Genomic DNA, 22,359 nt, shown 5'->3' on the forward strand with positions numbered 1-22,359 from the left:
AAGGGGAAAGTAGCGCACTGTGTGCGTCCGGCGGGCGCGAACGCGCGGGGCGCGCGAGGCACAATCGCAGCCATTATCCCGCTACAACTGTTTCCTTGATGAACACCGCCCCTACTCCAGCGCCCGACGTCTCCATCGTGGTGCCGATCTACAACGAGGTCGAGAACCTGCCCGACCTCGTGGAGCGCATCGCGCAGGCGATGTCCGCACAGCCGCTCAGCTTCGAACTGCTGGCGGTGGACGACGGCTCGCGCGACGGCAGCGCCGACACGCTGCGTGAACTGGCGGCCACGCGCCCCTGGTTGCGCCCGGTGTTCCTGGCACGCAACTACGGCCAGTCGAGCGCCCTGCAGGCGGGTTTCGATCGCGTGCGCGGCCGCTATGTGGTGACGCTGGATGCCGACCTGCAGAACGAACCCGGCGACATTCCGCTGCTGCTGGAGCGCCTGGAGACCGACCCCGGCGTAGACATGGTCAGCGGCTGGCGCAAGGACCGGCAGGACGCGGAGCTGTCGCGCAAGCTGCCCTCGCGCATCGCCAACCGGCTGATCTCCAGCGCCACGGGCGTGCACCTGCACGACTACGGCTGCGCGCTCAAGGCCTACCGCCGGCCCATCATCGACCGTATCCGCCTCTACGGTGAGCTGCACCGCTTCATCCCGTCGCTGGCCAAGGAGGCGGGCGCGCGCATCACTGAAGTGCCGGTGCGCCACCATGCGCGCACGCGCGGCGTGTCCAAGTACGGCATCGACCGCACCTTCCGCGTCATCCTGGACCTGATCCTCATCGTGTTCTTCATGCGCTACCGCCAGCGCCCGCTGCATGCCTTTGGCGGGCTGGGGCTGTGGCTGGCTGCGCCGGGCGTGCTGATCCTGGCCTGGCTGCTGCTGCAGAAAGTGCTGGGCGAGGACATCGGCGGCCGGCCGCTGCTGCTTGCCGGCGTCATGCTGGTGCTGATGGGCGTGCAGATGGTGGTGGCGGGCCTGATCGGCGAGCTGCTGATGCGCATCTACCACGAGGCCGGCGGGGCACCGCAGTTCCATGCGCAGGAATATGTGCCGGATTCAAGAGTAAATATGCCTGCGGCGCTCGACCAGCAAGCGCAAGCAGCTACTAATAAGATAGCGTGAAACGTCCGTTCAAGGCCCTGCTGCGCGGCCTGGTGGGCCTGGCCCTGCTGGGCGCGGTGGTGGCGCTGGCCGATCCGTCCCGCGTGTGGGGCCAACTGCGCCAGGCCCAGCCAGTGTGGCTGCTGGCGGGGCTGCTGGCGGGCATCGCTTCCAACCTCGTCTCGGCGCTGCGCTGGCGGGCATTGGCGCGGTGGCTGGGCGCCAACGCGAGCGCGCACGATGCCTGCCGCTGGTACTTCCAGGCCATCGGCCTGAATGCGCTGCTGCCGGGGGCCGTGGTGGGGGGCGACGTGTACCGCGCCGTGGTACTGCGTGGTACCGGTCAGGACACGGCGGCCTCCAGTTGGTCGGTGGTGCTGGACCGGCTGAGTGGCCTGTGGATGCTGTGCGCCATCGGCGGCCTGGGCGCTGCCACCTGTGCCGACGTGCTGGCGCCCTGGCTGCGGTTGCCAAGGGGACTTTTCATCGCGCTGATGTTTGTGGGCACGCTGCTGTGGCTGGCGCTGCCGTGGTGCCTGCCTGCGCTGCTGCGCAGCCGCCGGTTTGCGGGCGGCTGGCTCGCGCCGCTGCGTGAAGCCGCAACGCGCCCCGACTTCCCGCGTCAACTGGTCTGGCAGGCCGGGGCATCGGCGGCGGTGCAACTGCTGTCGGCCGCGGCGCTGGCGGGGGGCGGGCTGGCACTGGGTGTGGCGCTGCCGGCCAGCGTGTGGGCCTGGGCGATCGCGCCCGTGTTCCTGATGGCGGCGCTGCCGGTGAGCGTGGGCGGCTGGGGCACGCGCGAGGCGGCCGCCGTGGCCGCGCTGGCCCCCTTCGGCGTGGCCGCGTCCGCCGCCGTGGGCGTGGGCGTGGTCTATGGCGTCTACGGCCTGGCGCAGGGCGCGCTGGGGGCGCTGGCGTTCGGCCTGCCGCGCAGCGCGGGGCGGTAGGCCCGGGCGCTGGCCCGCGATGGCCTGGCCATCATTGGTGTACTTTTATCAAATTGATAGCACCTTGCGCTTGATGGATAAGCGCTGGAGGTCAATTGGGCTTGAAATGAAGGGCGTGCCCGCGCCGACCATGCAGCGGCGCCGTGCCCGTGCATGCCGGTCGGATGGGGCGCTGGCGCTGCCGGCACCGGGGCGCCGGCGCGATTCAGCCGTGTTCGCCCGCGGCCTCTGCGTCCCGCTTGATCTGCAGCGCGCGCTCGTACAGCGTGTTGCGCGAGGCGTGCGCGATGTCGGCCGCCAGTTTCACAGCGGTCTTGGTCGGCAGCTCGTCCAGCAGCAGGCGCAGCACGCGCTCGGCCTCCGCGCCGTCGCCCTGCGTGGCCGCCAACGGGTGCAGCAGCACCACGAACTCGCCCTTGACCCGCTGGGGAGCGCCCGCCAGCCAGGCGGCCAGCTCCCGCGCGGGATGCGTGGAGACTTCCTCGAACTGTTTGGTGAGTTCGCGTGCGAGCGTCACCGGCCGCTCGCCCAGGTCCGCCAGCGTGTCGGCCAGCGCGGCGATGCGGTGCGGCGCCTCCAGCAGTACCACGCAGCGCGGCTCGGCCGCCAGGCGCTGCACCGCGGCCGCGCGTTCGGCGCCCTTGGGCGGAAGAAAGCCCGCGAACAGGAAGCCGCCGCTGTCGGCGGTGGGGGCCACCGCGCCCGCGACGCTCAGCGCGCTCGTCACGCTGCTGGCCCCTGGCAAGGGAATGCAGCGCAGCCCCGCGGCCTGCACGGCCGCCACCAGGCGCGCGCCGGGATCACTCACCCCGGGCGTGCCGGCGTCGCTCACGTATGCCACGCGCTGGCCGGCCTGCAGTTGCTGCACCACCATCTGCGCGGCCTGCGCCTCGTTGTGCTGGTGCAGCGCCAGCAGGCGGTCGGAGGGCTTGTCGATGCCGTAGGCGCGCAGCAGCGACTGGGTGTGGCGCGTGTCCTCGCACGCCAGCGTGTCGGCCAGTTGCAGCACGTGCAGCGCACGCAGTGTGATGTCGGCCAGGTTGCCGATGGGCGTGGCGACCACGTACAGGGCGCCCTGCGGATAATGCTGCGCGGCCGCCGCATCGCGCGCGGCGCTCAAGGCAGAGGCAAAAGAGGCGCTCAATGGGATTCCTCGGCAAGAAGGTGAATGGCAGTGCGCCCGCGCGCACCACGCGCGCCGCGGGGCAGGCGGGGGAAGACCGCGCGCTGGCCCATCTCACGGCGGCGGGCCTGGCGCTGGTGGAGCGCAATTATCGGACGCCGGGGCGCGGCGGCGGAGAGATCGACCTGATCTTGCGCGAGCGCGACGGCACGCTGGTGTTCGTGGAGGTGCGCAGCCGCGGCGCCAGCGCCTACGGCGGCGCGGGCGGCAGCATCGGCGTGGCCAAGCAGCGGCGCATCGTCTTTGCTGCGCAGCACTACCTGCTGCGCTGGCCCGCACCGCCGCCGTGCCGCTTCGATGCGGTGCTCATCGAGGGCGACCGGCTGCAGTGGCTGCGCGGCGCATTCGACGCCGCGTAGCGCGCGGCCTACCGTTTGCTACAGGCGCCGCGATACCCGCAGGTATCATTCACGGCCCATGCTTGAGCAACGCATCCAACAGCATTTCATCGACAGCGCCGACCTGAAATACCAGTCGGCCCAGGCGCTCAGCCATCCCATCAGCGCAGCCGTGCAGGCCATCTGGGCCTGTGTGACCAACGGCGCCAAGGTGCTGGCCTGCGGTAGCGGCCCTTCGTCCGCGCAGGCCCTGCAGTTCGCGGCCTTTTGCGTGGCCGGTTTCGAACGCGATCGGCCCGAACTGGCGGCGCTGGCCCTGGTGCCCGATGCCCTGGCCACCGGCACCAGCGCCGTAGCGGACAGCGCCGTGCTGGCGCGCCAGGTGCGTGCCCTGGGGCAGGCAGGAGATCTGCTGCTGGTCATCACCATCGGCGGCAACGAGCCAGCCCTGCTGCAGGCCGTGCAGGCCGCTCATGAGCGGGACATGACCGTGGTCGCCCTGTGTGGCCGCGACGGTGGGGCGTTGGGCGCGCTGCTGCACGAGACCGATGTCCAGATCTGCGTGCCGCACGACCGAGCCGCCCGTGTACGCGAGGTGCATGCGCTGGTGCTGCACTGCCTGTGCGACGGCGTGGACGCTCAGTTACTTGGAGAACAGGAGATTCCTCTATGACATTTCCCCTGCTGCGAATTTCTAGCGCCGCGCTCGCGGCCGCGGCCCTGGCCGGCAGCCTCGCCGGCTGCGCGCCGCTGGTCATCGGCGGCGGTGCCGTGGTCGGCACCCTGATGGCGACCGACCGGCGCACCACCGGCACCCAGGTGGAGGACGAAGGCATCGAGATGCGCACCGCCAGCCGCATCCGTGAAACCCTGGGCGACCGCGTGCACGTGAACGTGACCAGCTACAACCGCCAGGTGCTGCTGACGGGCGAAGTGCCCACGGCCGCCGACGGCCAGAAGGTGGAGCAGATCGCGCAAGGCGTGGACAACGTGCGCTCGGTGGTCAACGACCTGGGCGTGATGCCCGCGTCCTCGCTGACGCAGCGCTCGCGCGACGCCTTCATCTCGACCAAGGTGCGCGCGAGCCTCGTGGACGCCAAGGACCTGTCTGCCAATGCGTTCAAGGTCGTCACCGAGCGCGACGTGGTGTACCTGATGGGCCGTGTCACGCAGCGCGAAGCCAAGCGCTCCGCGGAGATCGCGCGCGGCGTGGATGGCGTACGCAAGGTCGTGCGCGTGTTCGAGGTGATCTCCGAAGAGGAACTGATCCGCGGTGGCGCGGCGCAGCAGCCCGCGCCCGTCTCGCAGGACCCCGCCGCGGCGGCGCAGCCAGTCAAGCCCTGAGCACGGGCTGCTCGCGCCGAACAAGTCGGCACCATCCGCGCCTTGTGACAGGTGATTGAACCACTGCCCGCCCTGCGCGGGCAGTGCGCCTGGGGCCTCAGTCTTTTTTGGGCGCCAGGCGGGTGATCAGGCTGGACGTGTCCCAGCGGTTGCCGCCGGCGCGCTGCACGTCGGCATAGAACTGGTCCACCAGCGCCGTGACCGGCAGGCGCGCACCGTTGCGCTTGGCTTCGTCGAGCACCAGGCCCAGGTCCTTGCGCATCCAGTCCACGGCAAAGCCGAAGTCAAAACGGCCCTCCACCATGGTCTTGCCGCGGTTGTCCATCTGCCAGCTCTGGGCAGCGCCCTTGCCGATCACGTCGAGCACCAGCGGCATGTCCAGGCCCGCGTGCTGGCCGAAGGCGATCGCCTCGGACAGACCCTGCACCAGGCCGGCAATGCAGATCTGGTTGACCATCTTGGCCAGTTGGCCGGCGCCGCTGTCGCCAATGCGGGTGAACGCGCGCGAGAAGGCCATCGCCGTGGGGCGTACGGCATCGAAGGCTGCAGCGTCGCCGCCGCACATCACGGTCAGTTGCCCGTTTTGCGCGCCGGCCTGCCCGCCGGAGACCGGCGCGTCGATGAACTGCAGGCCCAGCGTGCGGGCGGCGCCATAGAGTTCGCGCGCCACCGCCGCGGATGCCGTGGTGTGGTCCACGAAGACCGCACCCTGCTGCATGCCGGCGAACGCGCCATCGGCCCCGAGCACCACGGAGCGCAGGTCGTCGTCATTGCCCACGCAGCAAAACACGATGTCCGCGCCTTGTGCGGCCTCGCGCGGCGTCTTGGCATGTTTTACGGTTGCAACGCCCTTGAATTCAGCGCACCATGCTTCTGATTTCGTAGCGGTACGGTTGTACACCGTCACGGTATGGCCCGCCGATGCCAAATGCCCCGCCATCGGGTAGCCCATGACGCCCAAGCCCAGGAAGGCCACGCGGCGTGCGGGGACCGGATCGTAGGTGCGGGGATTGATGCTGCTGCTCATGGGTTGGGCTCCGTCAAAAAGAGAGGCCCGCAGGGGCGGGCCGGGGGGGGCGAGTGTGTGGGTATCAGACGATGGCGAAATGCTCGGTGCCCGAGGCCAGGTCCGTCGTCTTGGCACGCTGGCTGCTGAGCTTGATCTGCAGGCGCAGGTCGTTCACCGAGTCGGCGTTGCGCAGGGCATCCTCATAGCTGATCACGTTGGCCTCGAACAGGTCGAACAGTGCCTGGTCGAAGGTCTGCATGCCCAGGTTGCGGCTCTTCTTCATGATTTCCTTGATCTCGGCCACCTCGCCCTTGAAGATGAGGTCGGCGATCAGCGGCGTGTTCAGCATCACCTCGACGGCGGCCGCGCGCCCCTTGCCGTCCTGTTTGGGAATCAGGCGCTGCGAGATCAGTGCCTTGAGGTTCAGCGACAGGTCCATCAGCAACTGGGCGCGCCGCTCCTCGGGGAAGAAGTTGATGATCCGGTCCAGCGCCTGGTTGGCGCTGTTGGCGTGCAGCGTGGCCAGGCACAGGTGGCCGGTTTCGGCAAACGCCACGGCGTGCTCCATGGTCTCGCGGTCGCGGATTTCGCCCATCAGGATCACGTCCGGCGCCTGGCGCAGGGTGTTCTTGAGGGCCGCCTCCCAGCTGTCGGTGTCCAGGCCCACCTCGCGCTGCGTGATCACGCAGTTCTTGTGCGGATGCACGAATTCCACCGGGTCTTCCACCGTGATGATGTGGCCGAAGGAGTTCTCGTTGCGCCAGTCCAGCATGGCGGCCAGCGTGGTGGACTTGCCCGAGCCCGTCGCGCCGACCAGGATGCACAGTCCGCGCTTGGTCATGGTGACTTCCTTGAGCACCTGCGGAACGCCCAGGCCGTCGATGGTGGGCAGCGTGAGCGGAATCGTCCGCAGCACCATGCCCACGCGGCCCTGCTGCACGAAGGCGTTCACGCGGAACCGGCCCACGCCCGCAGGCGAGATGGCAAAGTTGCACTCCTTGGTGCGCTCGAAGTCGGCCACCTGCTTGTCGCTCATGATGGCGCGCGCCAGCGTGAGCGTGTGGTTGGGCGTCAGAGGCTGGGGAGAGACCTTGGTGACCTTGCCGTCGACCTTGATCGCCGGCGGAAACTCCGCCGTGATGAAAAGGTCGCTCCCCCCGCGGCTGACCATCAGTTTGAGCAGATCGTTGATGAATTTACTCGCCTGATCCCGTTCCATCCCATACCCCCTTGGTCGTCAGCCTTGTGTTGTTGTGCCGGGCTGTTCAGCGTTGATTTTCACTCAGACGCGCGCTCACCACGCGCAGGCGCTGCGACAGCTTGCGCGCCAGCAGGGCCACCAGGCTGGCGGCCAGTTGCGGGTCGTGGGCCATCATCTCATCCAGCGCCTCGGCGCTGAGCACCGCGATCTCGCATTCCGTGAGCGTGGTGCACGCCGAAAAACGGATGCCGCTGTCCAGCAGCGACATCTCGCCCAGGATATCGCCGGGCCGCGTCTCGGCCAGGCGCAGTTGCTCTCCCCAGGGCTGGACACGGTCCACGGCGATGGTGCCGGTGAGCAGCACGACCATGAAGTTGCCGTATTCGTCCTGGCGGATCAGGTCGCGGTTGGGCGCAACGGAGGCGAACTCGAAGAAGCGCTCCATGCGTTCCACGGCGTCGTGGTCCAGGTGCGCCATGTACTTGTCCTTGCTCCACAGCGATTGCAGCAGCCTGCCGCCACGGCTTTGAGGCAGGCGCTTGGCATCGACTTCGACGGCGCGCGCCTCCCAGGGGACCAGTTGTGATTGCTCCACGCCCTGGCCGGCAAATGCGGTGGTGAAGAACACCGAGTCGGTGCTCTCCTCGCCGGACTTGCGGTTTTTGGACTTGAGCAGGCCGAGAATGCCTTTCATGATGGGGCTCCGATGCGGGCTCGTGTACCAACGAGCCTGGTAGTGAAAAAGTGTGCGGGCCCGCCTTGGAGGGGGGTCAGCCGGGGAAGTTCTCGGGAATCTTGGCCTTGCTGCGCGCCTCGGCCGGGCTGATGATGTTGCGGCGCACCAGGTCGGAGAGGTTCTGGTCCAGCGTCTGCATGCCGACGCTGTTGCTGGTCTGGATGGTGGAGTACATCTGCGCCACCTTGGCCTCGCGGATCAGGTTGCGGATGGCGCTCGTGCCCAGCATGATCTCGTGCGCCGCCACGCGGCCAGAACCGTCCTTGGTCTTGCACAGCGTCTGCGAGATCACCGCCTGCAGCGACTCCGACAACATCGCGCGCACCATTTCCTTTTCCTCGGCGGGGAAGACGTCGATGATCCGGTCGATGGTCTTGGCGGCGCTCGACGTGTGCAGCGTGCCGAACACCAAGTGGCCCGTTTCCGCGGCGGTCATGGCCAGGCGGATGGTTTCCAGGTCGCGCATTTCGCCCACCAGGATGGCGTCCGGGTCTTCGCGCAGGGCGGACTTCAGCGCGGCCGCGAACGACAGCGTCATCGGGCCGACTTCACGCTGGTTGATCAGGCACTTCTTGGATTCGTGCACGAACTCGATCGGATCTTCCACCGTGAGGATGTGGCCGTACTCGCTTTCGTTGAGGTAGTTGACCATGGCCGCCAGGGTGGTGGACTTGCCCGAACCTGTGGGGCCCGTCACCAGCACCAGGCCGCGCGGCTTGAGCGCCAGGTCGGCAAAGATCTTGGGCGCGTTGAGCTGCTCCAATGTCAGGATCTTGCTCGGAATGGTACGGAACACCGCAGCCGCGCCGCGGTTCTGGTTGAACGCGTTGACGCGAAAGCGCGCCAGGCCGTCGATCTCGAAGGAAAAGTCCACTTCCAGGAACTCTTCGTAGGTCTTGCGCTGGGCGTCGCTCATGATGTCGTACACCATGGCGTGGACGGTCTTGTGGTCCAGTGCATCGACGTTGATGCGGCGTACGTCCCCGTGGACCCGGATCATGGGCGGCAGGCCGGCGGAAAGGTGCAGGTCGGACGCCTTGTTCTTCACGCTGAAGGCGAGCAATTGGGTGATGTCCACGGATTCCCTCTTATCGTTTGATACGCTTGGGCGAACATTATGACGACGATTGCCAGCAACCTCCAGAATGTGCGGGAGCGCATCGCGTGCGCCTGCGCGGCGGCCGGCAGGCCACCCGATGCCGTGGCGCTGCTGGCGGTTTCCAAGACCTTCGGCCCCGAGGCCGTGCGTGACGCGGCGTTGGCGGGCCAGCGGCGGTTTGGCGAAAACTACATTCAGGAAGCCGTGGAAAAGATGGCTCTGGTGGCGGCGCTCGGGCTGCCGCAGCCGCTGGAGTGGCACTGCATCGGCCCGGTGCAGAGCAACAAGACCCGCCTGGTGGCCCAGCACTTCGACTGGGTGCACACGGTGGACCGCCCCAAGACGGCGCAGCGTCTGTCCGACCAACGTCCCGACAACCTGCCCGCGCTGCAGGTCTGTATCCAGGTGAACGTGGATGGTGGCGCCACCAAGGCCGGTGTGCCGGCCGAGGAGGCATTGGCGCTGGCCCAGGCGGTGGCAGCGCTGCCGCGGCTCACGCTGCGCGGCGTCATGAGCATCCCCGACCCGGCGCCCGACGAGGCCGCGCAACTGGCCGTGCTGCTGCGCGTGCGCCAGGTGTTCGACACCCTGCGCGCGCAGGGCGGCCCGGGGTTCGAGGCGGTCGATACCCTGTCGCTGGGCATGACCGGCGACCTGGAGGCTGCGGTGCGCGCCGGCAGCACCATGGTGCGCGTGGGCAGCGGCATCTTCGGTGCGCGCCACTACCCGGCCTGATAAGCTGGCCGTCATCTAGTTTTGACGGAGATTCCCTCATGCCCGGTTTGCTGCCCGATGTCGATCCCGATGGCCTGCTCGAATTCTCGGTGGTCTATACCGACCGTGCGCTCAACCACATGTCGCGCCGCTTCGTGGGCGTAATGCAGGACATCCTGGCGACGCTCAAGGAGGTCTACCGCGCGCACACGGCGGTGCTCGTGCCCGGCAGCGGCACCTTCGGCATGGAGGCCGTGGCACGCCAGTTCGCCAACCGCGAGAAGGTGCTCATCGTGCGCAACGGCTGGTTCAGCTACCGCTGGAGCCAGATCTTCGACGCCGGCGGGCTGGGCGGTGGTGCCGTGGTCTGCCAGGCGCGCCGCCAGGGCGACGGTCCACAGGCGCCCTGGGTGCCCTGCCCGGCGAGCGAGGTGGCCGCCGCCATCCGCGCCGAGCGGCCGAAGGTGGTGTTCGCCCCGCATGTGGAGACGGCCAGTGGCATCCTGCTGCCCGACGATTACCTGCGCACCGTGAGCGACGCCGCGCACGAGGTGGGCGCGCTGTTCGTGCTGGACTGTGTGGCCTCCGGTGCCATGTGGGTGGACATGGAAAAGACCGGTGTGGACGTGCTGATCTCTGCGCCGCAAAAGGGCTGGAGCGGATCGCCCTGCTGCGCCATGGTGATGCTGTCGGCCCGCGCGCGCGAGGCGATCGAGCAGACGCAGAGCTCCAGCTTCTCGTGCGACCTCAAGAAGTGGATGCAGATCGCCGAGGGCTACGAGAAGGGCCAGCACGCCTACCACACCACCATGCCCACCGATGCGCTGGTGCGCCTGCGCGACGTGATGCTGGAAACGCGCGACTACGGCTTTGCCAAGGTGCGCGACGAGCAGATCGCACTCGGCGCCAAGGTGCGCGCGCTGCTGCAGGCGCGGGGCTTTCCCAGCGTGGCGGCTGCGGGCTACGAGGCACCGGGCGTGGTGGTGAGCTACACCACCGACCCCGGCATCCAGAGCGGCAAGAAGTTCGCCGAGGCGGGGCTGCAGACCGCCTCGGGCGTGCCGCTGCAATGCGGCGAGGGTGCGGACTTCCAGACCTTCCGCCTGGGCCTGTTCGGCCTGGAGAAGTGGCACAACGTGGACCGCACGGTGGGCCACCTGGCCGCGGCGCTGGACCAGGTCGCGCCGGCGCGCTGACTGCTGGCCGGCGGCGCAAAAGCGTCCATCTCCTACAACCGCGGAGTGGCGTGGGCCGCGGTGCGCGGCTATGCTTTCCCGCATGCATGCTTCCCCCCTGGAGCCTGGTGCGCAGGCCGCGGCTTCGGCCGAGCCGGCCGCGCTCGCGGGCCGTGCCTCCCAGCTGTCCCGGGCCAAGCGCCAGGCCACCGGCCTGCTGCTGGCAGTGGTCGTCGTCTTTGCGCTGACCTATTTCTTTCCACCCAGTCTGGGCGTGGCCTGCGTGCGCGCCGTGGCGGAGGCCGCCATGGTGGGCGCCCTGGCCGACTGGTTTGCGGTGTCGGCGCTGTTTCGGCGCATCCCGCTGCCGCTGGTGCAGCGCCACACCGACATCATTGCGCGCAACAAGGACCGCATCGGCGGCAACCTGGCGGTGTTCGTGCGCGACAAATTCCTGGACGCGCCTTCGCTCGTGACCATGATCCGTCGCCACGATCCGGCCAACATGCTGGCGCAGTGGCTCACGGCACCGGCCAACGCGCGCCTGCTGGGCAGGCAGGTGGCCAGGCTGGCGCTGACCGCGTTGGACACGGTGGAGGACGCGAAGATCCAGGCCTTCCTGAGCCAGGCCGCGCGCACGCTGGTGGGCAAGATCGACCTGTCGCGCTCCATGGCGTCGGCGCTGGGCGCGCTCACCTACCAGGGCCGGCACCAGGCGCTGCTGGACGACCTGCTGGAGCGCCTGGGCGGCATGGTGCGGTCGGAGGACACGCGCGCCTTCGTGGCCGACACGCTGCTGCAGTGGATCAAGCGTGAGCATCCGCTCAAGCAGAAGGTGCTGCCCACCGACTGGCTCTCGGGCAAGGGCGCCTCGGCCATCACGCACGCCGTGGACACCCTGCTCAAGGCGGTGGCCGAGGACCCGCAGCACGAGCTGCGCGAGGCGTTGGACGGCGCCGTGCAGCGCCTCATCGCCCGCCTGCAGACCGACCCCGATTGGGCGCGCCGCGGCGACGAGGTGCGCGGCTACCTGCAGAACGACGAGGTGCTGGGCCGCTATGTGCGCGATCTGTGGAGCGACCTGCGCCAGAAGCTGCGCGACGATCTGATGAACGAAGACTCGGCATTGTCCGCGCGCGTGGCCGACATGGGGCAGTGGCTGGGGCTGTCGCTCGCGGGTGATGCGGCGCTGCGCGTGCGCCTGAACGTGCGCCTGGAACTGTGGGCCGCCACCTTTGCGCCCGATGTGGCGCAGTCGGTGGCCGAACACATCCGCGCCACGGTGCAGCGCTGGGACGCGCAGGAGATGGCGCGGCTGGTGGAACTGCACATCGGCAGCGACCTGCAGTACATCCGCATCAACGGCACCGTGGTGGGCGGCTGCATCGGGCTGCTGCTGTTCGCCGTCTCGCATGCGGGCGCGTTGTGGGCGGCGGTGGCTGGGCTGTGAATGCTATCTAATTAGTAGCTGCTAGCGCTTTCTGGATAAGCGCTAATCCCCGATTTTGCTTAGAACCGAAAATCCAGCGTTTGCGGCGCCCGGCCCACCTGCACGGTGCGGCTGTGGTTCTGGCCGGCGCCCTGTACCTCCACACGGTAGCTGCCCGCAGGCAGTTGCAGCAGGCACACGGGGCCGCCGGCGCGCAGTTGCATCGCGTCGCCCCCGCCTTGCGGGGTGATGCGCACGTCGACGTTGGCCTCGTAGGCGCCATCGGCACGCGCGAACAGCAGCGACAGGGGGTAGTCCTTCATGGCTGCGCGCATGGCGGTGGATTCGTCGGTGCCGATGCCGCCGCACTGGTAGTGCAGCGCGCCGGCCGTCTGCACGGGCGGCAGCACGGCCGGGCGGGGCGCGCTGTCGGCCTGCGCCTGCACGGCGCTGGCGCCGCTGGCCAGCAGGGCACACAGACCCAGCGGCGCCAGACGGCGGGGAAGTCGAAACGGGAGCGGGGACAACACGGGCATGGCGCACCTCCTTGTCAGGGGTAAAAGCGCCATGCTGGCACCTCGTTGCGCGCCGCGCTGTCAGCCCAGGGCGCGAGCGCGCGTGGTGGCCGTCAGAAGCGCGGCAGGTTGGCGTGGCTCATCTTGCCGTTGCGCACCAGCATCTTGCCGTACTCGGCGCAGCGGTTCAGCGTCGGGATCACCTTGCCGGGGTTGAGCAGGCCCTGCGGGTCGAACGCCTCCTTGAGCGCGAACATCTGCGCGTTCTCCTCCACGGTGAACTGCGCGCACATGGAGTTGAGCTTTTCCACCCCCACGCCGTGCTCACCCGTCACGGTGCCGCCCATGGCCACGCTGGTTTCCAGAATGTCGGCGCCGAACAGCTCGCAGCGGTGCAGCTGGTCGGGGTCGTTGGCATCGAACAGGATCAGCGGGTGCAGGTTGCCGTCGCCCGCGTGGAACACGTTGCAGCAGCGCAGCTGGTATTTCTTCTCCATCTCCTGGATGGCGAGCAGGATGTCCGCCAGGCGCTTGCGTGGGATGGTGGAGTCCATGCACATGTAGTCGGGACTGATGCGGCCGCTGGCGGGGAAGGCGTTCTTGCGCCCGCTCCAAAAGCGCATGCGCTCTTCCTCGCTGGTGCTGACCGAGATGGCCGTGGCGCCCGAGCCGCGCAGCACCTCGCTCATGCGCGCGATCTCTTCCTCCACCTCCTCGGGCGTGCCGTCGGACTCGCACAGCAGGATGGCCTCGGCCGTCAGGTCGTAGCCGGCCTTGACGAAGTCCTCCACGGCGGCGGTCATGGGCTTGTCCATCATCTCCAGGCCGGCCGGGATGATGCCGGCGGCGATCACCGCGGCCACGGCGTCGCCGGCTTTGCGCACGTCGTCAAAGCTGGCCATGATGCAGCGCGCCAACTGCGGCTTGGGCACCAGCTTGACGGTGACCTCCAATGCCACGGCCAGCATGCCCTCGCTGCCGATCACGGCGGCCAGCAGGTCGTAGCCGGGTGCGTCCAACGCCTCGCTGCCGAAGGTGATGGGCTCGCCCTCCATGGTGTAGCCGCGCACGCGCAGCACGTTGTGCACCGTCAGGCCGTACTTCAGGCAGTGCACGCCGCCGGAGTTCTCGGCCACGTTGCCGCCGATGGTGCAGGCGATCTGGCTGCTGGGGTCAGGGGCGTAATATAGGTTGTAGGGCGAGGCGGCCTCGCTGATGGCCAGGTTGCGCACGCCGCACTGCACGCGCGCCGTGCGGGCGACCGGGTCCAGGTCCAGGATGCGGTTGAACTTGGCCAGCGACAGCGTCACGCCCATGGCATGCGGCATGGCGCCGCCCGACAGGCCCGTGCCAGCGCCGCGCGCCACCACGGGCACGCCCAGGCGGTGACAGGTCTTCAGCACGGCCTGCACTTCGCCTTCCGTCTCGGGCAGGCAAACGACCAGCGGGCGCTGGCGGTAGGCCGTGAGGCCGTCGCATTCGTAAGGCGTGGTGTCCTCGGGCTGCCAGAGCAGCGCATGCTGTGGCACGCAGGCCGACAGGGCCTGCACGACCTCGGCCTGGCGCTGGGCGCGTTCGGTGGATGTGGGGCTGGGCATGGCGTGACTGTAGGCCATGGCGTGCGCGCGCGGCGTGAGTTTTCTTGCAGGCGGGCGTGAGCCGTGTTGCGCCAATTGCTGCGTTATTAATAGCTACTGGCGCTTGATGGATAAGCGCTAGAGCCTGATTTGGCTTGTAGAAATTGGCTTGCGCACGGCCGCGCCGCTTGCGGGGTTACCCCAGCGTGCGGCGCAGCCAGTCCGCGAAGGCCGCGCATTCCCAGCGGTCCATGGTGCCGGTGCGCCAGCACAGGTAGTGCGCGTAGGGGCTGGGGGCGTCGGTGTCGAACAGGCGTACCAGCGTGCCCTGGTCCAGCCAGGGCGCGGCGAGCTTGAGCCGTACCGGGGCCACGCCCATGCCCGCCGCGGCGGCGTCGCACATCAGGCCCACGTCGTTGAATTGCGAGCCTTCGTTGGGTTCGGCCCAGGCCAGGCCCACGGCTGCGAACCAGCTGCGCCAGGGCTCCAGCGGGCTGCGCAGCAGGGGCAGGCCTTCCAGGTCCTCGGGACGCTCGAAGGGGCCGTGCTCGCGCACGAAGCCGGGCGAGGCCAGGGGCGTGAGCACGTCACGTGCGATCTCCACATGCTCCATGTCGGCGTAGTGGCCGGGGCCGTAGCGCACGACGAGGTCCGCGTCTTCCGCCACCACGTCCAGCAGCGGGATGGAGACCTGCAGGGCCAGGTCGATCTCGGGGTAGGTTTCGGTGAACTGGCGCAGCCGCGGGATGAGCAAGGCGCGCGCGAAGGTGGGGGTGACCGCGATCTTCAGCCGGCGCTTGCCCGGGGCCACTGCCGTGCCTGGGAAGCGCTGCAGCGCGGTGAGCCCCTCGCGCACATGGGCCAGATAGGCGCTGCCGTCGGTGGTCAGGGAAAAGTCGGCCCGCCCGAACAGCCGCGTGCCCAGGATCTGCTCCAGCTGCTTGACGCGGTGGCTTACGGCGCTGGGGGTGACGCACAGCTCATCGGCCGTCTGCGTCACGCTGCGCAGGCGCGCCAGCGCCTCGAAGGTCAGCAGGCACTGGATGGGCGGGATGCGCCGCAGGCTGGCGGCGTCCAGGGCCGCCTTGGCCGCGATGGAAAGGGATTGCGTGGCCATGGCGGCGTGTGGGGCAGGGCGGGTTCAGCGGAAGACGACGGTCTTGTGGCCGTTGAGCAGCACGCGGTGCTCGCTGTGCCACTTCACGGCGCGCGCCAACACCTGGCTTTCGGTGTCCCGCCCGCGGGCGGTGAGATCTTCCACGGTATCCGTGTGATCTGCTCTTGTAACATCTTGTTCGATAATCGGCCCCTCGTCGAGGTCGGCCGTCACGTAGTGGGCGGTAGCGCCAATCAGCTTCACCCCGCGGTCATGCGCCTGGTAATAGGGCTTGGCGCCCTTAAAGCTGGGCAGGAAGCTGTGGTGGATGTTGATCGCGCGGCCCGATAGCTTGGTGCACAGGTCGTTGGACAGCACTTGCATGTAGCGCGCCAGCACCACCAGTTCGGCCCCCTCGGCCTGGATGATCTCGTACTGCTTGGCCTCGGCTTGCGCCTTGGTGGCGGCGGTGACGGGGATGTGGTGGAAAGGGATGTTGTAGCTGGCCGCGAGCTGGTAGAAGTCGCGGTGGTTGCTGATGATGGCGCGGATGTCGATGGGCAGCAGACCGCTCTTGTAGCGAAACAGCAGGTCGTTGAGGCAGTGGCCTTCCTTGCTGACCATCAGCACGGTCTTCATGGCCGCGCTGGTGGCATGCAGGCTCCAGCGCATGCTGTGCTCTTCGGCAAAGGTGGCCAGTTCGGCCTTGAGGGTGGCTTCGTCGGTGGACTCGCATGCGAATTGCACGCGCATGAAGAAAAGGCCGGTGCCCTGGTCGTTGTACTGAGCGGCTTCCTCGATGTTGCCGCCGTGGTCCAGCAGGAAGCCGGAGACGGCGTGCACCAGCCCGAGCCGGTCGGGGCAGGACAGTGTCAGGATGTAGGAATGGGTCATATGCTGCGATTGTCGCAGCACGCGAGGCCCCTTCAGGAGTGTGGATTGCTGAGTAAAGGCGCGGGCCGCAGGCCCTCGTGGAGGCCCCTGCAGGGCCGCTGGATGTTGGCGCTGGCCGTTGTTGCCATGGGTGCGGCCTGGGCCTGGGCGGGTGCGGCCGCCTTGCAGTACCTGCCCCTGGAGCCGCAGGCGCTGCAGACCCTGCTGCAGTACAAGAGCGGGCTGGACGCCGTGCTGGCGGGCGCACTGCTGGGCTGGCTCCTGCTGCGCTGGCGCCGGGGCGGGAGCCGGCGCACCCTGGCGCGCCGGGTGGAGCAGGTGCTGCGCCACGCGCCCGCCGGCATGGCGCGGCTGAGCATGGACGGCCGCCTGGTGTGGGCCAATGAACGCCTGCGTGAATGGCTGGGCGTGGCGCCGCACGAGCCGCTGCCGCAGGTCGACTTCCGCACGCTGGTGCGCCCGCACGACAGCGATTGGGCACAGCGGCAACTGCAGCGGCTGCGCGCCGGCGAGATCGACCATTACCAGGGCGAGCGCTGGTGCCGCAACCAGCGCGATGGATCGCAGCTGCCCGTGCTGTGCACCGTGAGCCATGTGCTGGCCCTGGAGAGCGAGCCCGACCACCTGGTGTGCGTACTGCAGTCCCTGCGCGAAGTGCATGCCGCGCGCGACGCGCAGGCGCTCAGCGAGCAGCGCTGGCGCCTGGCGGCCACGGTGGTGGACAACACCATCGAAGGCGTGGTGGTCACCGATGCCGACGGCCGCATCCTCTCGGTCAACCCGGCCGTCACGCGGCTCATGGGCTATACCGAGGAAGAGTTGCTGGGCCAGAACCCGCGCGTGTTCAAGTCGGGACGGCACGGACCGGTGTTCTACGAGGCCATGTGGGACACCATGCGCCAGACGGGCCACTGGCAGGGGGAGATCTGGAACCGGCGCAAGAACGGCGAGGTGTTCCCGGAGCGCATGTCGCTCTCGGCCGTGCGCGGCGCGGACGGCGCGGTGACGCACTACGTGTGCATGTTCACCGACATCTCCGAGGAAAAGGCCCAGCACCAGCGCCTGGAGTTTCTGGCGCACTGCGACCCGCTGACCGGCCTGCCCAACCGCGCCTGGTTCGGCGAGCAGCTCGACAGCGCCGTGCGCCAGGCCCAGGACAGCGGCGAGCAGATGGCCCTGCTGCTCCTGAACCTGGACCGCTTCAAGGACGTGAACGACAGCTACGGCCACGCCGTGGGCGACGAGGTGCTCAGGCACATCACCCGCCAGGTGGAGCAGAGCCTGCGCCCGGGCGATCTGCTGGGGCGGCTGGCCGGCGACGAGATCGCCGTGCTGGCCCGCCACCTGCGCCATGCGGACGGCGCGGCAGCCGTGGCGCGGCACCTGATCGCCGCGGCCAGCACGCCCTGGCGCACGCCCGATGGCATTGAGGTGGTGGTGGGCGTGAGCGTGGGCATCTGCATGTTCCCTGGGCATGCGCGGACCACCGAGGCGCTGCTGCAGGGCGCGCATTCCTCGGTGTACGGCGCCAAGGCCCGCGGGCGCGGCGCGTATTGCTTCTTTGACGAATCGCTGATTCAGGCCGCGCGCGAGCGCCTGGAGATCGAGGCGCGGCTGCGCGTGGCCCTGGCGCAGGGGCACCTGCGGCTGTACTACCAGCCGCAGGTATGCATCGCCACCGGGCGGATCATGGGGGCCGAGGCGCTGGTGCGCTGGCTGGACCCGCAGGAGGGCATGATCTCGCCCGCGCGCTTCATCCCCGTGGCCGAGACCTCGGGCGTGATCGGCCCGCTGGGCCAGTGGGTGATGCGCGCCGCCTGCGAGCAGGGCCAACGCTGGCGCGCCGACGGCCTGCCGGAGATCCGCCTGGCCATCAACCTCTCGCCGCGCCAGTTCCAGTTGACCGACGTGGCCGCCTGCGCCGCCGAGGCGCTCAAGGCCAGCGGCTTCCCGGCCCGCTGCCTGGAGCTGGAACTGACCGAGTCCGTGCTGGCCGAGCGGCCCGACGAGATCCGCGCCGTGCTGCAACGCCTGCAGCAGCTGGGCGTGCGCATGGCGGTGGACGACTTCGGCACCGGCTATTCGTCCCTGGCGCACCTCAAGCGCTTTCCCATCGACGTGCTCAAGATCGATCAGGGCTTCATCCGCGACATTCCCCGCAGCGCCGACGACATGGCCATCAGCGCCGCCATCGTTGCCATGGGGCACAGCCTGGGGCTGTCGGTGCTGGCCGAGGGGGTGGAGACGCCGCAGCAGCTGGCGTTCCTGCGCGAGCGCGGCTGCGACGCCTACCAGGGCCACCTGTGCAGCCGCCCCCTGCCGGCGGAGGAGTTCGCCCGGCTGCTGAAGGCGCACAACGGCATGGCGGGCTGAGCGAGCGCGGGCTGGGGCCAGCGTCCGCTACGGCGCGGGCGGCGGGCCGGGCCAGCGCTCGCGCAGCTCCGCGCACGGGTCGTGGGGCGTCAGCGCCGGTGTGCGGTGGACGTAATCCGCTTCACTTTCAATAGCTACTCGCGCTTGTCCAGCTTGGGCTATTGCCACTTTTGATGTGAAATCACTCGGCAGCCACGTGGGCACGCCCAGGCTGCGCTGCACATGGCCGAAGCCCGCCACCAGCAATACCGTGCGGCCGGGGCGGTGGGCGGCCTGCACTGCGCGCGCCATGCGGGCGTCCCGCGCCAACTGAATGCGCACCATGGGCATCAGCCGCTGCGCCGGCACCAAGCCGCAGTGGCCCTCCTCGATCGCGGTGCGCTGGCGCGCCAGCGCGGCGGGAGGCAAGTGCGTGTCCAGCGCGGTGTCGCGCATGGCTTGCGGCATCTGGCTGCGCGGCAGGTTACCGCCGCGCACCGGCACGCCCGCGGCCACGGCAGCCATCACCACCGGCGCATAGCGGTCCCAGGGCCAGGCCTGTTCATCCCATTGCAGCGCGGCGCGCACCTGGGCAGCGTCCGCGTCCGGCGGCAGGCCATCGGTGCCCGCGCCTTCGGGCGCCATCTCCAACACCAGGGCCGCAAGGCGCTGGCGCGCGGCGAGCCACTGGACCGTGTGCCGCTGCCACTGCTGGTGGGCGGCGGCGTCATGCTGCTCGCCCAGCAGCAGGGCGTCCACGGGCGGCCAGCGCTCCAGTTGGGCGTCCCAGGCGGCGTTGCCCGCGGTGGTTGGTGCCGACTGCTCCAGAAGTGTGGTACAGCCGGCGGCGAATGCCAGAGCCAGCGTGGCGAGCAGAAAGCGGTACAGCGGTAGGATTGGCATGCCCAATGGTAGGACGTGGCGGCATTGCAACCGGGCGTAAATGTGACTTGCATGAGGAGCGCTTTGGGCCGTAATTTGCGGCGGGCCGCGCCACGGGCGGCTGGCGTGCTACAGGAAACGGAGAGCGCAACTAGGCTGCACGGCCGCGTGACCGCCGAGGCGACAACGACTTCGCAGGGTCTTCATGTAAGGTTCGCGGCGAAGCGTCCCGCGCGGTGTGAAAATCGAGAATTGCCGCCGCGCTTGGGTCGCGGCGTGCACGTCAGTTAGATCCTTTCGGAGCCCCTTCCATGCAGCGTGAAATCACCGACCTTGCCCCCGCCCTGTCTACACAACCCATCAGCATGGATGTGCTGAAGGAGAAATACTTCAAAGACGGCGAGAGCGATGTCGAGGATCTGTTCCGCCGCGTGGCGCGGGCGTTGGCCTCGGTCGAGCGCGAGGACATGCGCCAGGCCCTGGAGGCGCGCTTCCTGGACAACCTGCGTGCCGGCGCCATCGGGGCGGGGCGCATCATGAGCGCTGCCGGCACCGACATCCAGGCCACCCTCATCAACTGCTTCGTGCAGCCCGTGGGCGACTGCATCCAGGGCGTGGACGATGCGGGCTACCCCGGCATCTACGAGGCCTTGCGCGAGGCCGCCGAGACCATGCGCCGCGGCGGCGGCGTGGGCTACGACTTCTCGCGCATCCGCCCGCGCGGCGCGCTGGTGAAGGGCACGGCCTCCATGGCCTCGGGCCCCTGCAGTTACATCAACGTCTTCGACCAGTCCTGCTCCACGGTGGAGAGTGCGGGCGCGCGCCGCGGCGCGCAGATGGGCGTGCTGCGCATCGACCACCCGGACGTGCTGGACTTCATCACCGCCAAGCGTACGCCGGGCCGCTGGAACAATTTCAATGTGTCCGTGGGCGTGCCCGATGCCTTCATGGAGGCGGTGGAGCAGGACCGTGATTGGGAGCTGGTGCATGGCGCCGCGCCCGGTGCGGAGTTGCAGGCCCAGGGCGCACACCAGCGTGCCGACGGCCAGTGGGTGTACCGCACGGTGCGCGCGCGCGAGTTGTGGGACACGATCATGAAGTCGGCTTACGACTTCGCTGAGCCCGGCATCCTGTTCCTGGACCAGATCAACACCGACAACAACCTGCACTACACGGAGACCATCCAGGCGACCAACCCGTGTGGCGAGCAGCCGCTGCCGCCCTACGGCTGCTGCGACCTGGGCCCGATCATCCTCACACGCTTCGTGCGCAACCCGTTCGGGCTGCATGGCGAGGCGTCGTTCGACTTCGATGCCTTCGAGCAGGCCGTGGCCACCCAGGTGCGCGCGCTGGACAACGTGCTGGACGTGACCTTCTGGCCCCTGCCGCAGCAGCAGGCCGAGTCGGCGGCCAAGCGCCGCATCGGCGTGGGCTTCACGGGCATGGGCAACACTCTCGCCATGCTGTGCAAGCGCTACGACCGCCAGGAAGGGCGCGACATGGCAGTACAGATCGCCGAGCGCATGCGCAACGCGGCCTACCGCGCGTCGGTGGAACTGGCCAAGGAAAAGGGCGCATTCCCCAAGTTCGATGCCGATGGCTACCTGGCCAAGGGCACCTTCGCCAGCCGCCTGCCCGCGGACATCCAGAAGGCCATCCGCAAGCACGGCATCCGCAACAGCCACCTGCTGTCCATCGCGCCCACGGGCACGGTGAGTCTGGCTTTCGCCGACAACGCCTCCAACGGCATCGAGCCGCCGTTCTCCTGGAGCTACACGCGCCGCAAGCGCGAGGCCGACGGCAGCAAGAGCGAGTACGTGGTGGAGGACTACGCCTGGCGTCTGTACAAGACGCTGGGCGGCGACGTGAACCATCTGCCTGCGTACTTCGTGAGCGCCATGGACATGGCGGCCGCCGACCACGTGGCCATGATGGAGGCCGTGCAGCCCTTCGTGGACACGGCGATCTCCAAGACCGTGAACGTGCCCGAGGACTACCCCTACGCCGATTTCAAGGGCCTGTACATGCAGGCCTGGCACTCGGGCCTGAAGGGCCTGGCCACCTACCGGCCCAACAGCATCCTGGGCGCCGTGCTGGAAGTCACGCCCGCCGCAGCGCCGGCCCCCGCCGCCGCACCCGAGGCCGCGCCCGCCCCGGTGGTGGACCCCATGCGCACCATGATCGAGAGCCGTCCCACGGGCGGCCTGTCGGCCGTGGCGGAGAAGCTGGAGTACTGGACGCAGGAAGGCCACAAGACGCTGTACCTGATCGTCTCCTTCCTGCCCGTGCCTGACGGGCGCGGCGGCACGGTGGACCGCGCCATCGAGTTCTTCATGCCCGTGGGGCAGAGCGGCGAATCGCAGCAGTGGATCACCTCCAGCATGCGCCTGCTGTCGCTGGCCGCGCGCGGCGGCTTCCTGGAGCGCGCGCTGTCCGACATGCGCAAGGTGGCCTGGGACCGCGGCCCCGTGCGCCTGGGCACGCACCAGAAGGCCGACGGCACCCACGTGCCGCTGTGGCACGACTCCGAGGTGGCCGCCATCGCGTATGCCGTGCAGAACATCCTGGCCCAACGTGCCATGCCGCAGCAGCAGGTGCTGCCGCTGGACGAGCCCGCCGCAGCGCCCGCGACCGGCATGCCTCCGGCCATGGCCGGCAAGAAGTGCAATGAGTGCGGTGCCCACGCCGTGATCCGCAAGGACGGCTGCGACTACTGCACCCAGTGCGGCGCCCTGGGCAGCTGCGGCTGAGCAGACCGG

The 22,359-nt window shown here is 68.9% G+C and carries 20 protein-coding genes; 10 read left to right on the forward strand and 10 right to left on the reverse strand.

Annotated elements, in window-relative coordinates:
• Positions 1-98 precede the first annotated feature (98 nt).
• Together AC1PPL_RS06425 and AC1PPL_RS06430 are read left to right on the forward strand one after the other, a co-directional pair.
• Positions 99-1,130, forward strand: coding sequence for a glycosyltransferase family 2 protein (locus tag AC1PPL_RS06425; protein ID WP_479972917.1), 1,032 nt, complete (start codon positions 99-101; stop codon positions 1,128-1,130).
• Positions 1,127-2,056 carry a lysylphosphatidylglycerol synthase transmembrane domain-containing protein gene (locus AC1PPL_RS06430; protein ID WP_479972918.1) on the forward strand — a complete coding sequence of 310 codons (930 nt, stop codon included), beginning with the start codon at positions 1,127-1,129 and terminating at the stop codon, positions 2,054-2,056. The genes AC1PPL_RS06425 and AC1PPL_RS06430 overlap by 4 nt, the downstream gene beginning before the upstream one ends.
• A 205-nt stretch (positions 2,057-2,261) precedes the next feature.
• Here AC1PPL_RS06430 and rsmI read toward each other — a convergent pair whose 3' ends face one another.
• The gene (rsmI, locus tag AC1PPL_RS06435) at positions 2,262-3,200 is read right to left on the reverse strand and encodes a 16S rRNA (cytidine(1402)-2'-O)-methyltransferase (protein ID WP_041838778.1); all 939 of its coding nucleotides are present in this window, start codon (positions 3,198-3,200) and stop codon (positions 2,262-2,264) included.
• On the opposite strand from rsmI, the gene AC1PPL_RS06440 reads away from it, so the two are divergent.
• The 3 genes from AC1PPL_RS06440 to AC1PPL_RS06450 are packed head-to-tail and all read left to right on the forward strand — an operon-like array spanning position 3,200 to position 4,921.
• Positions 3,200-3,598 (forward strand): YraN family protein, encoded by a 399-nt coding sequence (locus AC1PPL_RS06440; RefSeq protein WP_011803875.1) that lies wholly within the window; start codon positions 3,200-3,202, stop codon positions 3,596-3,598. The genes rsmI and AC1PPL_RS06440 overlap by 1 nt on opposite strands.
• 58 nt (positions 3,599-3,656) lie before the next feature.
• Complete coding sequence (locus tag AC1PPL_RS06445) at positions 3,657-4,250, forward strand: SIS domain-containing protein (RefSeq protein ID WP_012655452.1); 594 nt, start codon at positions 3,657-3,659, stop codon at positions 4,248-4,250.
• A complete protein-coding gene (locus AC1PPL_RS06450) occupies positions 4,247-4,921 on the forward strand; it encodes a BON domain-containing protein (protein WP_012655453.1) in 675 nt (224 codons plus the stop codon). The genes AC1PPL_RS06445 and AC1PPL_RS06450 overlap by 4 nt, the downstream gene beginning before the upstream one ends.
• Before the next feature lie 97 nt (positions 4,922-5,018).
• Here AC1PPL_RS06450 and AC1PPL_RS06455 read toward each other — a convergent pair whose 3' ends face one another.
• The 4 genes from AC1PPL_RS06455 to AC1PPL_RS06470 form a co-directional block, all read right to left on the reverse strand.
• Positions 5,019-5,948: an NAD(P)-dependent oxidoreductase gene (locus tag AC1PPL_RS06455; protein WP_012655454.1), complete on the reverse strand. Its 930-nt coding sequence runs from the start codon at positions 5,946-5,948 to the stop codon at positions 5,019-5,021.
• 64 nt (positions 5,949-6,012) lie between these two features.
• The gene (locus tag AC1PPL_RS06460) at positions 6,013-7,149 is read right to left on the reverse strand and encodes a PilT/PilU family type 4a pilus ATPase (protein ID WP_012655455.1); all 1,137 of its coding nucleotides are present in this window, start codon (positions 7,147-7,149) and stop codon (positions 6,013-6,015) included.
• Positions 7,150-7,195: 46 nt separating this feature from the next.
• Positions 7,196-7,825 (reverse strand): Crp/Fnr family transcriptional regulator, encoded by a 630-nt coding sequence (locus tag AC1PPL_RS06465; protein ID WP_047350275.1) that lies wholly within the window; start codon positions 7,823-7,825, stop codon positions 7,196-7,198.
• Positions 7,826-7,901: 76 nt separating this feature from the next.
• Positions 7,902-8,945, reverse strand: a complete 1,044-nt coding sequence (locus tag AC1PPL_RS06470; protein ID WP_011803881.1) for a type IV pilus twitching motility protein PilT — start codon at positions 8,943-8,945, stop codon at positions 7,902-7,904.
• A gap of 39 nt (positions 8,946-8,984) precedes the next feature.
• Here AC1PPL_RS06470 and AC1PPL_RS06475 point away from each other — a divergent pair, with 39 nt between their 5' ends.
• The 3 genes from AC1PPL_RS06475 (at position 8,985) to AC1PPL_RS06485 (ending at position 12,305) form a co-directional block, all read left to right on the forward strand.
• Positions 8,985-9,701 carry a YggS family pyridoxal phosphate-dependent enzyme gene (locus tag AC1PPL_RS06475; protein ID WP_088887771.1) on the forward strand — a complete coding sequence of 239 codons (717 nt, stop codon included), beginning with the start codon at positions 8,985-8,987 and terminating at the stop codon, positions 9,699-9,701.
• A 38-nt stretch (positions 9,702-9,739) separates the two neighbouring features.
• Entirely contained in the window at positions 9,740-10,876 is a 1,137-nt protein-coding gene (locus AC1PPL_RS06480; protein ID WP_012655458.1) for an aminotransferase class V-fold PLP-dependent enzyme, read from the forward strand.
• An 82-nt stretch (positions 10,877-10,958) separates the two neighbouring features.
• Complete coding sequence (locus AC1PPL_RS06485) at positions 10,959-12,305, forward strand: DUF445 domain-containing protein (protein WP_371814840.1); 1,347 nt, start codon at positions 10,959-10,961, stop codon at positions 12,303-12,305.
• 59 nt (positions 12,306-12,364) lie between these two features.
• Here the strand turns inward: AC1PPL_RS06485 and AC1PPL_RS06490 are convergent, their stop codons facing one another.
• The 4 genes from AC1PPL_RS06490 to purU form a co-directional block, all read right to left on the reverse strand.
• Positions 12,365-12,820, reverse strand: coding sequence for a carboxypeptidase regulatory-like domain-containing protein (locus AC1PPL_RS06490; RefSeq protein WP_287741459.1), 456 nt, complete (start codon positions 12,818-12,820; stop codon positions 12,365-12,367).
• Positions 12,821-12,912: 92 nt separating this feature from the next.
• Positions 12,913-14,397 carry an FAD-linked oxidase C-terminal domain-containing protein gene (locus tag AC1PPL_RS06495; RefSeq protein ID WP_479972919.1) on the reverse strand — a complete coding sequence of 495 codons (1,485 nt, stop codon included), beginning with the start codon at positions 14,395-14,397 and terminating at the stop codon, positions 12,913-12,915.
• A 175-nt stretch (positions 14,398-14,572) separates the two neighbouring features.
• Entirely contained in the window at positions 14,573-15,493 is a 921-nt protein-coding gene (locus AC1PPL_RS06500) for a LysR substrate-binding domain-containing protein (RefSeq protein WP_012655462.1), read from the reverse strand.
• Positions 15,494-15,517: 24 nt separating this feature from the next.
• A complete protein-coding gene (purU, locus tag AC1PPL_RS06505; RefSeq protein ID WP_011803889.1) occupies positions 15,518-16,366 on the reverse strand; it encodes a formyltetrahydrofolate deformylase in 849 nt (282 codons plus the stop codon).
• On the opposite strand from purU, the gene AC1PPL_RS06510 reads away from it, so the two are divergent.
• On the forward strand, positions 16,367-18,739 hold the full coding sequence (locus tag AC1PPL_RS06510) for a putative bifunctional diguanylate cyclase/phosphodiesterase (protein ID WP_479972920.1): 2,373 nt from the start codon (positions 16,367-16,369) through the stop codon (positions 18,737-18,739).
• 27 nt (positions 18,740-18,766) lie between these two features.
• Here the strand turns inward: AC1PPL_RS06510 and AC1PPL_RS06515 are convergent, their stop codons facing one another.
• Positions 18,767-19,621, reverse strand: a complete 855-nt coding sequence (locus tag AC1PPL_RS06515; RefSeq protein WP_479972921.1) for a ChaN family lipoprotein — start codon at positions 19,619-19,621, stop codon at positions 18,767-18,769.
• A 290-nt stretch (positions 19,622-19,911) separates the two neighbouring features.
• Here AC1PPL_RS06515 and AC1PPL_RS06520 point away from each other — a divergent pair, with 290 nt between their 5' ends.
• Positions 19,912-22,350 carry an adenosylcobalamin-dependent ribonucleoside-diphosphate reductase gene (locus AC1PPL_RS06520; RefSeq protein ID WP_288012293.1) on the forward strand — a complete coding sequence of 813 codons (2,439 nt, stop codon included), beginning with the start codon at positions 19,912-19,914 and terminating at the stop codon, positions 22,348-22,350.
• Positions 22,351-22,359: the final 9 nt, after the last annotated feature.

The organism is Diaphorobacter sp. B2A2W2 (genome assembly GCF_056730635.1).